Here is a 14,920-nt window from a genome sequence, read left to right on the forward strand (position 1 = left end):
GTGGGCAACTGCACAGCAGCCCACGGTTGACCTGACGGCAACAGACACGCAAGGCTGCGCCCCAGACCAGGGCGATTGAGCACACCACCACAGCAGGAGGGTCGTCGAAGCGCGATGAACATCGTCGTACTCGTCAAGCAGGTGCCCGACTCGGGCGCGGACCGCAACCTGCGAACTGACGACAACACCGTCGACCGCGGTTCGGCGAGCAACGTCATCAACGAGATGGACGAATACGCCATCGAAGAGGCGTTGAAGATCAAGGAGGCGCACGGCGGCGAGGTGACGATCCTGACCATGGGTCCGGACCGGGCGACCGAGTCGATCCGCAAGGCGCTGTCGATGGGGCCGGACAAGGCGGTGCACGTGGTGGACGACGCGCTGCACGGCTCCTGCGCGGTGGCCACCTCCAAGGTGCTGGCCGCGGCGCTGGGCCAGCTCGGCGCGGACCTGGTGCTCTGTGGCGCCGAGTCGACCGACGGCCGGGTGCAGGTGCTGCCGCACATGCTGGCCGAGCGGCTGGAGGTGGCGGCGCTGACCGGCGCCCGCAAGCTCACCGTCGACGGCAGCACGTTGACCGTGGAGCGGCAGACCGAGGAGGGCTACGAGGTGGTCACCGCCTCGACGCCGGCCGTGGTCTCCGTCTGGGACACCATCAACGAGCCCCGGTACCCGTCGTTCAAGGGGATCATGGCCGCCAAGAAGAAGCCGGTGCAGACGCTGGGCCTGGCCGACCTGGGCGTGGCCGCCGACGAGGTGGGCCTCGCCGGGGCGACCAGCACGGTGCTGGAGCACAGCAAGCGTCCGCCGCGCTCCGGTGGGGTCAAGGTCACCGACGACGGCTCCGGTGGCGCCCAGTTGGTCGAGTTCCTCGCCACCGAGAAGTTCGTGTGAGGGGTGTGGGACATGTCTGAGGTTCTCGTCGTCGTCGAAGCCACCCGGGAGTTCGGCGTCAAGAAGGTCACCCTGGAGATGCTCACCCTCGCGCGCGAGCTGGGCACTCCGGCGGCGGTGGTGCTCGGCGGCGCCGGTGCCGCCGACGCGCTCGCCGGCAAGCTGGGCGAGTACGGCGCGGAGAAGATCTACGCCGCCGAGGGTGAGGAGATCGACGGTTACCTGGTGGCGCCCAAGGCCACCGTGGTCGCCGACCTGGTCAAGCGGGTCCAGCCGGCCGCCGTCCTGCTCGCCTCCTCACAGGAGGGCAAGGAGATCGCCGCCCGGCTGGCGGTCAAGCTGGACAACGGCATCCTGACCGACGTGGTGGCCCTGGCCGCCGACGGCACCGCCACCCAGGTGGCCTTCGCCGGCTCGACCGTGGTCACCTCCAAGGTGACCCGTGGCCTGCCGCTGGTCACCGTCCGGCCGAACTCGGTCACCCCGGCCCCGGCCGCCGCCACCCCGGCGGTGGAGCAGCTCACGGTGACCGTCGGCGATACCGACAAGCTGGCCAGGGTCGTCGACCGGGTGGCCGAGCAGAAGGGCTCGCGCCCCGAGCTCACCGAGGCCGGCGTGGTGGTCTCCGGTGGTCGTGGTGTCGGCAACGCCGACAACTTCACGCTGGTCGAGGAGTTGGCCGACCTGCTCGGCGGCGCCGTCGGCGCCTCCCGGGCCGCCGTCGACTCCGGGTACTACCCGCACCAGTTCCAGATCGGTCAGACCGGCAAGACCGTCGCCCCGCAGCTCTATGTGGCGCTCGGCATCTCCGGTGCGATCCAGCACCGGGCCGGCATGCAGACCTCGAAGACGATCGTCGCGGTCAACAAGGACGGCGAGGCGCCCATCTTCGAGCTGGCCGACTTCGGCGTGGTCGGCGACCTGTTCAAGATCGTGCCGCAGGCCGCCGAGGAGATCCGCAAGCGCAAGTGAGACGTGACGACGAAGCCGCCGACCGGGAGACCGGGCGGCGGCTTCGTCGTCTGCGCCGAGGGAGCTGATCGGCGGGCCGGGGAGCTGATCCGGCCCGCCGATCAGCCCGTCAAGGAGCCCCTCAACAGGCTGTCGCCGGAGTGGGCGGTGTCGTTGTCGAACTGTTCGGCGGAGACGTCGACAACAGAGTACTTCCCCAGGTCGACGGTGGGCGGGAGCGGCAACAGCACCTCGCTGCCGGTGCCGAGCACGCCGATCGAGAACATCTCCATGGTGCGCGGGTCGATGAGCCAGACCTCGTAGTACCCCGACACGGCCGGGAGATTCGCCACATGCAGATGAAGCTCGCCGCTGTCGAGGACCCGCACGTCCCCACGGGCCTGTGGCGGCGTGCTGCCGTACGCGTCGAGTCGGGCGCTGGCCACCACCGCCTGGGCCGGTGGCGCCGGGTCGGTCGCGCCGCCGCCCAGCACGACCGCGGTGCCGACCACCCCGACGGCGGCGGCGGCCACCGCCGTGGTCGCGGTCGCCAGCCAGCGCGGCACCCGGCCACGCCGGCCCCGTGCCGCCGGGCCTCCGCCGGTGACCGCCGGGCGGCCGGGGGCCGCCGACGTGTCGCCGGTACGCGGACCGGGCGCGCGTCGCCGCGCGTCGGCGGTCAGCCCGGGCAGGTCCTGCGCGGCCCGGATCTCGGACGTGATGCCCTGCCAGAGGTGCTCCGGCGGATCGGGCAGGTCGCGCAGCCCCTGGGTGGCGGCACCGAGACCGGCGACGTGCCGCAGGTTCTCCAACTCGCCACGACAGTGCGGGCAGCCGTCGAGGTGGGTGCGGTCGACGTCCTCCGCCTCGCTCTCACCGAGTGCCAGAAAGACCAGCCGATCGTGCTCCAGGTGCGGCACCGTCCACCTCCCATCTGCGCTTCAGGCTCGCCATGCCCCGTCGGATGTGACTCTTGACGGTACCCAGCGGCACACCGGTCACCGCCGCGATCTGCTGGTGGGTCAGATCGTCGAAGAAGGCCAACTCCAGCATGCGTCGCTGGTCGGCGGGGAGTCGCGCGAGCTCGTCGGCGACCACCAGCCGATCGACCACGACGTCCGGGTCCACGCCGGGTGCGACCGGCTCGGGCAGTTGGCGGACCGCCTCGGTGACCCGGTTGTCCCGGCTGACCGACCGCAGCCGGTCCACCACCTTGCGCCGGGCGATCCCGAGCAGCCAGCCGACCAGGGAGCCCCGGGCGGGATCGAAGGTGTCCCGGCCGAGCCAGGCGGCGACGAAGGTGGCCTGGGTGACGTCCTCCGCGTCGCTGCGGTTGACCAGGGTGCTGGTGGCCAGATGGAACACGGCACGGCCGTAGCGGTCGTACGCCTCGCGTAATGCCAGTTCGTCGCCGTGGCGGAACCGGTCGGCGAGGTCGTCCTCGGGTGTCCCCGGCTCGTGCCGGGACCCGTTCACGGGACAGGTCGCCTGGTTGGGGGCATGCCCGACTGTAGCTCTCACCGGCGCTGTCCCCTCTGTCGACCCAGCGGCTCCTCGATGTCTCTTCGCTCGGGACCGCCCCGCCGGATGCGGTGGAGAGGAAGAAAAGAAAGTCGAATCCCGGCGCATCCAGGCGACGGCGTACCGGCGTAACTCGGGATGTCAGCAACACCAACGAACCAGTACGAACCATCAGGAGGCAGACATGCAGCTCGCGTACCTTCGTCGGGTCGCGGCAGGCGGCGCGGTCGCCGCGCTGACCTTCGTCGCCGCCGGCGTCGCCACCGCCACCCCGGCCTACGCCGCCACCTCGAAGGTCTCCGTCGTGCACGGCATCCCGGACACCCCGGTCGACGTCTACGTCAACGGCGAGAAGACGCTCGAGGGATTCAAGCCCGGTGACGTGGCGGGTCCGCTGGACCTGGCCGAGGGGCGGTACGACCTCGCGCTGACCAAGCCGGGTGAGCCGATCGGCCAGGCCATCCTGACCGTGGACGACGCCGAGGTGCCGGGCGGGGCGAACCTCAGCCTCGCCGCCCACCTCGACGCCGAGGGCAAGCCGAAGATCACGCCGTTCGTCAACGACACCGCCAAGGTGGACGCCGGCAAGGCCCGGCTGATCGTCCGGCACACCGCCGCCGCCCCGGCGGTGGACGTACGGGCCGGTGGCACGCCGGTCTTCGAGGACCTGACCAACCCGAACGAGGCCAAGGGCGACGTGGACGCGGGGAGCGTCTCGGCGGACGTGGTGCTCGCCGGCACCGACACGGTGGTGATCGGGCCCGCCGACCTGAACCTGCGCGAGGGCACCGCGACGATCGTCTACGCCATCGGCTCCGCCGAGGGCGAGAACCTGGACATCGTGGCGCAGACCATCACCGGGCTGCACTCGGCCCCCTCCGGCGTGCCCAGCGGCACCGGCGGCCAGGCCGGGACCGGGCTCACCACCGGCTGGTACGTCCTGGCGGGTGTCGGGGTGCTGCTGCTGGTGCTGGGCGGCGTCCGGGTGGCCGGCACCGTCTCGGGTCGCCGGTGAGCGTCGTCAACCGGGCGGCGCTGGCGGCACTCGCCGCCGGCGCCGCCGCGCTCACCGTGACCGCCGTGGTGGCCGTCGCCTCCCGTCCGTCGGGAAGTGTCGGCGCCGAGCAGGCCGCCGCACTGGCCAGTCCGACCCCGTCGGCCGTGGCGCCGAGCGTGGCGGTACGCCCCGGCGGGCTACCCGACGCGGAGACCCCGGTGCCCCCGGTACGCCTGCGGATCCCCGCGATCGAGGTCGTCGCACGGGTGGAGCCGGTCGGGGTGGACGCGCGCAGCGGCGAGTTCGACGTGCCGCCCAGCGTGGACCGGATCGGCTGGTACCGCTTCGGTCCCGGCCTGGAGGCCGACGCCGGTTCGGTGGTGATCGCCGGCCACGTCGACAGCGCGGAGCAGGGCCGGGGCGCCTTCTGGCGACTGCGGGAACTCGCGCCGGGCGACACGCTCACGGTCACCGGCGCCGACGACACGCCACGCGACTACCGGGTCGTCGCCCGGGAGGAGTACGACAAGACGAAGATCCCGCTGGAGCGCTACTTCGCCCGTGACGGCCGGCCCCGGCTGACGCTGATCACGTGCGGCGGACCGTTCGACGCCCAGGCCCGCAGGTATCGCGACAACATCGTGGTGACGGCGGTTCCGGCGTGACCACTCCGGCCTGCGGTCGAGGCGGGCACGGTCGTTAGGCTGAACCGTGATGGCTTACCTGGATCATGCCGCGACCACTCCGATGCTCGACGAGGCACTGGAGGCGTACGTCGCGACCGCCCGTGAGGTCGGCAACGCGTCCTCCCTGCACGCGTCCGGTCGGCGTGCCCGGCGGCGGGTCGAGGAGTCGCGGGAACGGGTGGCCGCCGCGCTGGGTGCCCGGCCGTCCGAGGTGATCTTCACCGGGGGCGGTACGGAGAGCGACAACCTCGCGGTCAAGGGCATCTTCTGGGCGCGCCGGGACGCCGACGGTGGGCGGACCCGGGTGGTCTCCAGCGCCGTCGAGCACCACGCGGTGCTCGACGCGGTGGACTGGCTGGGCGCGCACGAGGGCGCCGAGGTGGGCTCCCTGCCGGTCGACGGCACGGGTCGGCTGCACCCCGACGCGCTCCGCGCCGAACTGGCCGCGCACGGCGACCGGGTGGCCCTGGTCACCGCGATGTGGGCGAACAACGAGGTCGGCACCGTCCAGCGGGTCTCCGACCTGGCCGCGGTCGCCGCCGAGTACGGCGTCCCGTTCCACACCGACGCGATCCAGGCGGTCGGCCAGGTGCCGGTCGACTTCGCCGCCAGCGGTGCCGCCGCGCTCACCGTGACCGGTCACAAGCTGGGCGGGCCGGTCGGCATCGGTGCGTTGCTGCTGGGCCGGGACGTCGCCGCGGTGCCGCTGCTGCACGGCGGCGGCCAGGAACGCGACGTGCGTTCCGGCACGCTGGACACCGCCGGCATCGTCGCCTTCGCGGTCGCCGTCGAGGCGGCGGTCAAGGGCCAGCAGGAGTACGCCACCCGGGTCGCCGCACTCCGCGACGACCTGGTCCACCGGGTGCGGCAGGCGGTGCCCGAGGTGGTGTTCAACGGCGACCCGACGGACCGGCTCCCCGGCAACGCGCACTTCTCCTTCCCCGGCTGCGAGGGTGACGCGCTACTACTCCTGCTGGACGCCCAGGGCATCGCCTGCTCGACCGGTTCGGCCTGCTCCGCCGGGGTGGCGCAGCCCTCGCACGTGCTGCTCGCGATGGGCGCCGACGACGACCGGGCCCGTTCCTCGCTGCGCTTCTCGCTCGGTCACACCAGCACCGCCGGGGAGGTCGACGCGCTCATCGCCGCCCTGCCGGCGGCCGTCGACCGGGCCCGGCGGGCGGCGGCGCTGCGGACGCCGCGCTGACGTAGCACGCTCGGCGGTCGGACCGGCCTCGACGCCGGCCCGGCGCGGACGGGGGGAGACCGCCGCCCGGCGGTACGGAGATAGGCTTCGCGGGAAGGGAGCGTGGTCCGGGTGAGGGTGTTGGCGGCGATGTCCGGCGGTGTGGATTCCGCCGTGGCGGCGGCGCGTGCGGTGCAGGCCGGTCACGACGTCACCGGTGTGCACCTGGCGCTGGCCCGCAACCCGCAGACCTATCGCACCGGAGCGCGGGGCTGCTGCACCCTGGAGGACTCCCGGGACGCGCGCCGCGCCGCCGACGTGCTGGGCATCCCGTTCTACGTGTGGGACATGGCCGACCGGTTCCACGAAGACGTGGTCGACGACTTCGTGGCCGAGTACGCCGCCGGGCGTACCCCGAACCCGTGCCTGCGCTGCAACGAGAAGATCAAGTTCGCCGCGGTGCTGGATCGGGCGGTGGCCCTGGGCTTCGACGCCGTGGTCACCGGCCACCACGCCCGACTCGGCCCGGACGGCCTGCTGCGGCGCAGCGTCGACCTCGCCAAGGACCAGTCGTACGTGTTGGCCGTGCTCACCCGCGCGCAGTTGGACCGTTCGATCTTCCCGCTCGGTGACTCGACGAAGGCGCAGGTCCGGCAGGAGGCCGCCGACCGGGGCCTGGCGGTGGCCGACAAGCCCGACTCGCACGACATCTGCTTCATCGCCGACGGCGACACCCGGGGCTTCCTGGCCCAGCGGCTCGGCGAGACGCCCGGCGACGTGGTCGACGCCACCACCGGTGCGGTGGTGGGCACGCACGCCGGCGCGTACGCGTACACCGTGGGTCAGCGGCGCGGGCTGCACCTGGACCGCCCGGCCCCGGACGGGCGCCCCCGGTACGTGCTCTCCATCACGCCGACGACCAACACGGTGACCGTCGGGCCGGCCGAGGCGCTGGAGGTGGCCGAGGTGCGTGCCGCCCGCCCGGTCTGGACCGGCGGCACGCGTCCGGACGCCCCGATCGAGTGCGAGGTGCAGTTGAGGGCGCACGGGCTCGTGGTGCCGGCCGAGGTCACCGTGGACGCCGACACGTTCCGTGCCGACCTGCGGCAGCCGGTCCGGGGGGTCGCCGCCGGTCAGGCGATCGTCGCGTACCGCCCCGACCCGGCCGGTGACATCGTGCTCGGCTCCGCCACGATCACCGACTGACCGGTACCCTTCGGCCGTGAGTGATCAGGTTTGGCCGTGGCCCGCGGGCGCGGCGACCGGCATCGGGTCGCTGCCCGGCACCGACATCGCCGAGGCGCAGCGGATCGTCCTCGGTGAGTTGCCCGCCCTGCCCCACCTGCCGGAGCTGCCGGCCCGCGGCCCGGGCGCGGACATGATCGGGCGCGGCGCGGGCCTGCTGGTCGAGCTGCCGGTCGAGCTCTACGCCGCGCGGTGGCGGGTGGCCCTGCGCCCCGGCCGGGACCTGCGCCGCGCACGGGACCTGATGGAACGCGACCTCGACCAGCTCGCCGAGCAGGCCGAGGAGTACGCCGGCCCGATCAAGGTGCAGGCACCCGGTCCGTTCACCCTCGCCGCCTCGGTGGAGCTGCCCATCGGCGGCCGGATGGTGCGCGACCCCGGTGCGGTACGCGACCTGGTCGGCTCGCTCGCCGAGGGGCTGCGCGCGCACGTGGCGGCGGTGGCCCGCCGGGTACCCCGGGCCACCGTCCTGCTCCAGGTGGACGAACCGTCGCTGCCGGCGGTGCTCGCCGGTCGGGTGCCCACCGAGAGCGGCTTCGGCACGTACCGGGCGGTGCAGCCGGAGGACGCGCGGGCGTTGCTGGGCACGGTGGTGGAGGCGGTCGGAGTACCGACCGTGGTGCACTGCTGTGCCCCGGACGTACCGCTGAACCTGATCCGGTCCACCGGCGCGGCCGGCGTCGCCCTCGACCTGGACCTGGTCACCGACCTGGACGCGCTGGGCGAGGCGATCGACGCCGGGCTGGGCCTCTTCGCCGGTGCCGCGCCGGGCACCGCCCCGGCCGGTCGCGCACCGACCTCGGCCCAGGTCGCCGACCGGGTCCGCACCCTGTGGGACCGGCTCGGCTTCCCGCGTCGCCGACTCGCCGGGCAGGTGGTGGTCACGCCCGCGTGCGGCCTGGCGGGCGCCACCCCGGCGTACGCCCGCGCGGTCCTGTCCGCCTGCCGCGACGCGGGGCGCCGGATCGTCGAGGAGTGAGGTTTCGGCGCGCTGCGCGGGGGCAGCAAGCCGGGCATGATCGGACGACTGCGTTCCACCGTGATCGATTGCCCCGACCCGCGCGCCCTGGCCGGCTTCTACGCCGAGCTGCTCGGCCTGCCGCTGATCGAGGAGGACTGCGACGGCGACGAGTGGGTGGTGCTGGGTGGGCACCCCGGCCACCAACCCCGGATCGCGTTCCAGCAGGCACCCGACCTGCGCCCACCGACCTGGCCCGACCCGGAACGGCCGCAACAGTTCCACCTCGACGTGACCGTGGAGGACATCGAGGTCGCTGAGCGGGCCGCGCTGGCCCTGGGCGCGCGGCGGCTGCCGGGGGAGGGCGAGGGCTTCCGGGTCTACGCCGACCCGGCCGGACACCCGTTCTGCCTCTGCTGGGAGAGCTGACCGTCGCGCGTGGGAGATCCGGCCGTCGCGCCGGCCCGCCCGAGCGGGCATGATCACCAGCATGATCAGTCCTGTGCCCGGGTGGGCCGCCGGCTCGCTCCTCGGACTCGCCTACGGTGACGCCCTGGGCAAGCCCACCGAGTTCCTCACGCTGGCCGAGATCGAGCGACGGTACGGTCCGACCGGCCCCCGGGAACTGGTCGGCGACCCGGCGTTGGTCACCGACGACACCCAGATGGCGCTCGCGGTCGGCTGGGCACTGCACGACGCGTCCGCGTACACGCCCGAGGTCGTCGAGCCGTTGCTGCGGCAGCGCTTCCTGGCCTGGGCGGCCAGCCCGGACAACAACCGCGCGCCCGGGATGACCTGCCTGCGGGCCTGCGCCGAGCTGTCCCGAGGACTGCCCTGGCAGCAGGCGACCCAGGCCGGTTCGAAGGGCTGTGGGGCGAACATGCGGGTCACCCCGGTCGGTCTGCTCGACGTCGACCTCGACACCGTCGCCGGACTGGCCCAGCTCCAGGCCGGACTGACGCACGGGCACCCGACCGGCCTGGCGGCCAGCGAACTGACCGCGTACGCGGTGCGGCTGCTGGTCGACGGCGCGGCGCTGGCCGAGTTGCCCGGCCGGCTCACCGTGCGGGCCCACGAGCAGCGCGAGGTCTACCGGGGCGACTGGCTCGGCGACCTCTGGCAACGCCCCGGCGTGCGGACGCCGCAGGAGTTCATCGCCCGGGGGTGGGACGAGTGCCTGCGGGTGCTGGCCCGGCTCGACGCGGCCCTCGCCGGCCCGGACGACGGCGGCGACCCGTGCCGCTGGACCGGTGAGGGCTGGGTCGCCGAGGAGGCGTTGGCGACCGCGCTCTACTGCGCCGTCCGGCACGCCGACGACCCGGTGGGCGCGCTGACCCGGGGTGCGCGGACCGCCGGTGACTCCGACTCGATCGCCGCGCTCGCCGGGGCGTTCGTCGGTGCCGCCGTGGGTGCCGCCGCCTGGCCCGCCGACTGGGCAGGTCGCATCGAGTACGCCGACCAACTCGCCGCCCTCGCCGCCGCCTGGCAGCGCTGACCGGCACGAACCGGTGGGGTTCCCGGTGAACTGTCCGACCCGCCGGATACCGTGCCGGGGTGCCCATCACAGGAGGTCGCGGGGTGTCCGAGGAAGCCATCGGCGAGCAGGTCAGCGCGGCGCAGGAGGCGGCGGCCGGTGCCGAGCCGACCCCGCAGGCACGGGAGCGGCACGCCACGCTGAGCCAGGAGCTGACCGAGCACCAGTACCGCTACTACGTGCTCGACGCGCCGACCGTCTCGGACGCCGATTTCGACCGGCTGCTGCGGGAGCTGGAGGCGCTGGAGGAGGAGTTCCCGGCGCTGCGCACCCCGGACTCGCCGACCCAGCGGGTCGGCGGCACCTTCTCCACCGACTTCGCCCCGGTGGCACACGCCGAACGGATGATGTCGCTGGACAACGCGTTCGCCGACGAGGAGCTGGCGGCGTGGGCCGAACGGGTCGAGCGGGACGCCGGCGGTCCGGTGCCCTACCTGTGCGAGCTGAAGGTCGACGGGCTGGCGATCAACCTCACCTACGAGTCGGGTCGGCTGGTGCGGGCGGCGACCCGGGGCGACGGCCGCACCGGTGAGGACGTCACCGCCAACGTGCGCAGCATCCGGGACGTGCCCGGCCGGTTGACCGACTCGGCGGAGTTCGGGCCGGTCCCCGAGCTGATCGAGGTGCGCGGCGAGATCTACTTCCCGGTCGCCGCCTTCGCCGACCTGAACGCGGGCCTGGTCGAGCAGGGCAAGGCGCCGTTCGCCAACCCGCGTAACGCCGCCGCCGGCAGCCTGCGCCAGAAGGACCCACGGATCACCGCGTCCCGGCCGCTGTGCCTGGTGGTGCACGGCATCGGTGCCCGGCGCGGCTTCCAGCCGGCCACCCAGTCCGAGTCGTACTCCGCGCTGCGGGCCTGGGGGCTGCCGACCAGCGACCGCTGGCGGGTGGTGCCCGACCTGGCCGGCGTCCGGGACTACATCGCGCACTACGCCGCGCACCGGCACGACGTGGAGCACGAGATCGACGGCGTGGTGGTCAAGGTCGACCCGGTGCCGATCCAGGGCCGGCTCGGCTCGACCAGCCGGGCGCCCCGCTGGGCGATCGCCTTCAAGTATCCGCCCGAGGAGGTCAACACCACGCTGCTCGACATCGAGGTCGAGGTGGGACGGACGGGTCGGGTCACGCCCCGGGCGCTGCTCCAGCCGGTGAAGGTGGCCGGCTCCACCGTCGCGTACGCGACCCTGCACAACGCCCGCGAGGTGGAGCGCAAGGGGGTGCTGATCGGCGACACGGTGGTGATCCGCAAGGCCGGCGACGTGATCCCCGAGGTGCTCGGCCCGGTGGTCGAGCTGCGTCCGCCCGACGCCCGGGCGTTCGTGATGCCCACCGTCTGCCCGGCCTGTGGCACCCCGCTCGCCCCGGCGAAGGAGGGCGACGTCGACATCCGTTGCCCCAACTCGCGCAGTTGTCCGGCGCAGTTGCGCGAACGGGTCTACCACCTGGCCGGGCGCAAGGTCTTCGACATCGAGGCGCTCGGCTACAAGAGCGCCGCCGCGCTGCTCGACGCGCAGGTCATCACCGACGAGGGCGACCTCTTCTCGCTCGACGCCGAGCAGTTGGCCCGCTCGCCGTTCTTCGTCAACAAGGACGGCAGCCTCGGCAGCAACGCGGTCAAGCTGCTCGACAACCTCGCCGTCGCCAAGGAACGCGAGCTGTGGCGGGTGCTGGTGGCCCTCTCGATCCGGCACGTCGGGCCGACCGCCGCGCAGGCACTCGCGCGGCACTTCCGGTCGGTCGAGGCGATCGACGCCGCGTCCGAGGAGGAACTCTCCTCCGTCGACGGAGTCGGCCCCACCATCGCGGTGAGCATCCGGGAGTGGCTCGCCGTCGACTGGCACCGCGAGGTGATCCGCAAGTGGGCCGACGCGGGCGTCCGGATGGCCGAGGAGGCGCAGGGGGAGGGCCCGCGTCCGCTGGAGGGGGTGACCGTGGTGGTCACCGGGACCCTGTCCGGTCACTCGCGCGACCAGGCCGCCGAGGCGATCCAGTCCCGGGGCGGCAAGGTCAGCGGCTCGGTGTCGAAGAAGACCGGCTTCGTGGTGGTCGGCGACAATCCCGGGTCCAAGGCGGACAAGGCGGCCGGGCTCAAGGTGCCGATCCTCGACGAGGAGGGCTTCCAGGTGCTGCTCGACTCCGGCCCGGAGGCGGCCCGCGCGGTGGCCCGCGTCGAGGAGTGAAGCGGCACTTGCCGATCTTGCGGGGACTCGCCCGGATACCAACTTAATTACGACTACGACCGATTCGTGGCTGTCGTACCTTGTTTTCGGCCGTCGAGGGCGTTTCATGGGGACACGGTGCGTAAACCCACGCGTCGTGTCCTGTAGCGGGAGGTGTGATGGAGCCGCCCGATCCGCGCAACCTCGTCCCGCCCGGGCGCACCGCGCCGTTCTCGGTCTTCGTCGGCCTCGTGCTGGTCGTGGCCGTGCTGCTCTCCGTCGGGCCGATGGTCTCGTTCGCCGGAACGCTGCCCGACCTGCCGGCGGCGTTCTGGACGATGGCCGTGCTCGCCGTCGCCTGCGACGCGCGCCCGTTCCTGCCGCCCGGCCGGCGGCCCTCCTCGTCCGCGGTCTTCCCGTCGACCTGCTTCACCTTCGCCATCCTGCTCGGCTGGGGTCTCGGCCCGGCAGTCGCGGTGCAGGCGGTCGCCGTGCTGGTCTCCGGAGCCCGGATGCGGCACACCCCCTGGCGGGTCGCCTTCAACGCCGGGCAGTACGCCTGCGCGCTGGCCGCCGCGTACGCCGTCACCCGGCTCGGGCCGGGCGGCATCTTCGACGGCGGCCGTCTGGGGTGGACCGACATCGCCGCGATCGGCGGGGCCGGGGTGGCCTGGTTCGTGGTGAACTACGGGCTGGTGACCACGGCCGTCCGACTGCGCTTCGGCGAACGGTGGTGGCCCAACGCCCGCCACGGCCTGCCGTTCGAGCTGCTCTCCACCGGGTCCCTGCTGCTGCTCGCGCCGGTGCTGGTCACCGCCGCGCGGGCCAGTGCCGCCCTGGTGCCGCTGGTCCTGGTGCCGCTGTTCGCCGTCTACCGGATGGCCCGGCTCACCGTGGAACAGCACCAACTCGCCGCCCTCGACCCGCTGACCGGGCTGCCCAACCGAAAGGCGCTGCTCAGCGAGGTCAACGAGCAGGTCCACCGGCACGCCGAGCGCGCCGCACGCGGCGAGCCCGGCGCCCGCCTGGCCCTGCTCCTGATCGACCTGGACCGCTTCAAGAACGTCAACGACGCCCTCGGGCACGCCGTCGGCGACCGGCTGCTGGTCGAGGTGAGCGCCCGGCTGACCGACCTGGTGCCGGCGCCGGACCTGGTGGTCCGCCTCGGCGGCGACGAGTTCGCCATCGTGATGACCGGGGTGGACGACGTCACCGAGGCCCGTGCCCTCGCCGACCGGGTGGTGCGGGTCCTCGCCGAGCCGGTGCCGCTGGACGGGCTGCCGCTGGACGTCGGCGGCTCCATCGGCATCGCCCTGTACCCGGAGCACGGCGAGGACTTCGCCACCCTGATGCGCCACGCCGACGTGGCCATGTACGACGCCAAGCACCGCAACGACACGGTCGCCGTCTACACCGCGGAGTCCGACCACAACTCCGCCGAGCGGTTGGGCCTGCTGGCCGACCTGCGGCGGGTGCTGGACGCGGGCGCGGCGGCCCGTTCCGCCGCCGCCACCCCGGGCGAGGCACCCGGGACGCGGGACGGGGACACCACGCCGGTGGTACGCGGCGGGGACGGCGCGGCGCTGACCGCGAGCCCGGTGGTGCGGCAGCGCGGTGCCGGCCGGTGGTTCCGTCGTCGTCACCGGCCGCCGGTGGTCGCGTCCGACGACGAGCTGATCGCCCGGATCGTGACCGGCGCGGACCCGATCCTGCGCCGGACCGCCCGGCCCGTCGACCCGGCGGCGGTCCCCGGCGAGCCGTGGTCCGGACCGGTCGGCGCCCACCGGTCGGGTGACGAGGGCACACCCTTCGCCGGTGCCGCGATCGGCGGTGATCCGGCCGGGGACGCGGGCGAGATCACGATGTACTACCAGCCGCAGGTCGCCATCGCCACCGGCGAGGTGGTCGGGGTCGAGGCGCTGCTGCGGTGGCGGCACCCCCGCCGGGGCATGGTCGACCCGGAGGAACTGATCCGGGTCGCCGAACAGAGTGCGGTGATGCGCCTGCTCACCCGTCGGGTGGTGGACGACGTGGTCGAGCAGTTGGCCAAGTGGTCGGCGGCCGGTCTGGGCCTGCGGGCGGCGCTCAACGTCAGCGTGCGGGACCTGCACACCGGCGAGATCGCCGACCAGATCGCGGACCGGTTGACCCGGTACGGCGTGGCGCCGGAACGGCTGCAACTGGAGATCACCGAGGGTGCGTTGATGGCCGACCCGCGCCGCGTCCTGACCACCATCACCCGCCTGCACCGGATCGGGGTCGGCATCGCACTGGACGACTTCGGCACCGGCTACTCGTCACTGCAACACCTGCGCCGGCTGCCGCTGTCGGAGGTGAAGGTCGACCGGTCCTTCGTCCTCGGGATGACCGAGGACTCCGACGACGCGGCGATCGTCCGGTCGACGATCGAGTTGGGCAAGGCGCTCGGGCTGCGGGTGGTCGCCGAGGGCGTGGAGGACGAGAAGACCTGGCGGATGCTGCACGCGGCCGGGTGTGACGCCGCGCAGGGCTGGTTCTACGCCCGACCGATGCCGGCCGAGGAACTGGTCGCCTGGCTGGGTCGGTACCGACCGGTGCGCCCGCTCGGCGGTCACGACGAGCCGGACGTACCCCGCCGCAGCCCTCGGTGACCCTCGGCCGGGCCGCTGCGACACCGCCGCCCGGCCGGGTTCCCGGGTCGGTGGGCCGGACGCCCCGGGGAGCCGGGGACGGCGGGCCGGGCGCGGAACAATAGACTCGCTCCGGTCACCGCGCGTCGCGTCGCACGCCGCGCGGTGGGCGTACGCAGACGC

13 protein-coding genes are annotated in these 14,920 nt (G+C 73.6%); 11 read left to right on the forward strand and 2 right to left on the reverse strand.

Features of this window, described 5'->3' with window-relative positions; translation table 11 throughout:
- Positions 1-114 precede the first annotated feature (114 nt).
- Together HUT12_RS07315 and HUT12_RS07320 are read left to right on the forward strand one after the other, a co-directional pair.
- Entirely contained in the window at positions 115-894 is a 780-nt protein-coding gene (locus HUT12_RS07315) for an electron transfer flavoprotein subunit beta/FixA family protein (RefSeq protein WP_176092905.1), read from the forward strand.
- A 12-nt stretch (positions 895-906) separates the two neighbouring features.
- Positions 907-1,866 (forward strand): electron transfer flavoprotein subunit alpha/FixB family protein, encoded by a 960-nt coding sequence (locus HUT12_RS07320; protein ID WP_176092906.1) that lies wholly within the window; start codon positions 907-909, stop codon positions 1,864-1,866.
- Between the two features lie 101 nt (positions 1,867-1,967).
- Here HUT12_RS07320 and HUT12_RS07325 read toward each other — a convergent pair whose 3' ends face one another.
- Both HUT12_RS07325 and HUT12_RS07330 read right to left on the reverse strand, forming a co-directional pair.
- A complete protein-coding gene (locus HUT12_RS07325) occupies positions 1,968-2,765 on the reverse strand; it encodes an anti-sigma factor (protein ID WP_176092907.1) in 798 nt (265 codons plus the stop codon).
- On the reverse strand, positions 2,719-3,321 hold the full coding sequence (locus HUT12_RS07330) for an RNA polymerase sigma factor (RefSeq protein ID WP_176092908.1): 603 nt from the start codon (positions 3,319-3,321) through the stop codon (positions 2,719-2,721). The genes HUT12_RS07325 and HUT12_RS07330 overlap by 47 nt, the downstream gene beginning before the upstream one ends.
- 229 nt (positions 3,322-3,550) lie before the next feature.
- Between HUT12_RS07330 and HUT12_RS07335 the strand changes: the two genes are divergently transcribed.
- The 9 genes from HUT12_RS07335 to HUT12_RS07375 all read left to right on the forward strand — a co-directional run bounded on the left by HUT12_RS07335 (position 3,551) and on the right by HUT12_RS07375 (position 14,758).
- Complete coding sequence (locus HUT12_RS07335) at positions 3,551-4,381, forward strand: DUF4397 domain-containing protein (protein ID WP_131057029.1); 831 nt, start codon at positions 3,551-3,553, stop codon at positions 4,379-4,381.
- Positions 4,378-5,028: a class F sortase gene (locus HUT12_RS07340; RefSeq protein ID WP_176092909.1), complete on the forward strand. Its 651-nt coding sequence runs from the start codon at positions 4,378-4,380 to the stop codon at positions 5,026-5,028. The genes HUT12_RS07335 and HUT12_RS07340 overlap by 4 nt, the downstream gene beginning before the upstream one ends.
- A gap of 49 nt (positions 5,029-5,077) precedes the next feature.
- Positions 5,078-6,253, forward strand: a complete 1,176-nt coding sequence (locus tag HUT12_RS07345; RefSeq protein WP_176092910.1) for a cysteine desulfurase family protein — start codon at positions 5,078-5,080, stop codon at positions 6,251-6,253.
- A gap of 111 nt (positions 6,254-6,364) precedes the next feature.
- Complete coding sequence (mnmA, locus tag HUT12_RS07350) at positions 6,365-7,438, forward strand: tRNA 2-thiouridine(34) synthase MnmA (RefSeq protein WP_217705961.1); 1,074 nt, start codon at positions 6,365-6,367, stop codon at positions 7,436-7,438.
- Between the two features lie 16 nt (positions 7,439-7,454).
- A complete protein-coding gene (locus HUT12_RS07355; protein WP_176092911.1) occupies positions 7,455-8,456 on the forward strand; it encodes a methionine synthase in 1,002 nt (333 codons plus the stop codon).
- A gap of 36 nt (positions 8,457-8,492) precedes the next feature.
- Complete coding sequence (locus HUT12_RS07360; protein WP_131055842.1) at positions 8,493-8,864, forward strand: VOC family protein; 372 nt, start codon at positions 8,493-8,495, stop codon at positions 8,862-8,864.
- A gap of 61 nt (positions 8,865-8,925) precedes the next feature.
- On the forward strand, positions 8,926-9,930 hold the full coding sequence (locus HUT12_RS07365; protein WP_176092912.1) for an ADP-ribosylglycohydrolase family protein: 1,005 nt from the start codon (positions 8,926-8,928) through the stop codon (positions 9,928-9,930).
- 83 nt (positions 9,931-10,013) lie between these two features.
- The gene (ligA, locus tag HUT12_RS07370) at positions 10,014-12,149 is read left to right on the forward strand and encodes an NAD-dependent DNA ligase LigA (RefSeq protein WP_176092913.1); all 2,136 of its coding nucleotides are present in this window, start codon (positions 10,014-10,016) and stop codon (positions 12,147-12,149) included.
- Positions 12,150-12,307: 158 nt separating this feature from the next.
- The gene (locus HUT12_RS07375) at positions 12,308-14,758 is read left to right on the forward strand and encodes a bifunctional diguanylate cyclase/phosphodiesterase (RefSeq protein WP_176092914.1); all 2,451 of its coding nucleotides are present in this window, start codon (positions 12,308-12,310) and stop codon (positions 14,756-14,758) included.
- Positions 14,759-14,920 lie beyond the last annotated feature (162 nt).

The sequence above is a fragment of the Verrucosispora sp. NA02020 genome (assembly GCF_013364215.1).
Classification (GTDB): domain Bacteria; phylum Actinomycetota; class Actinomycetes; order Mycobacteriales; family Micromonosporaceae; genus Micromonospora.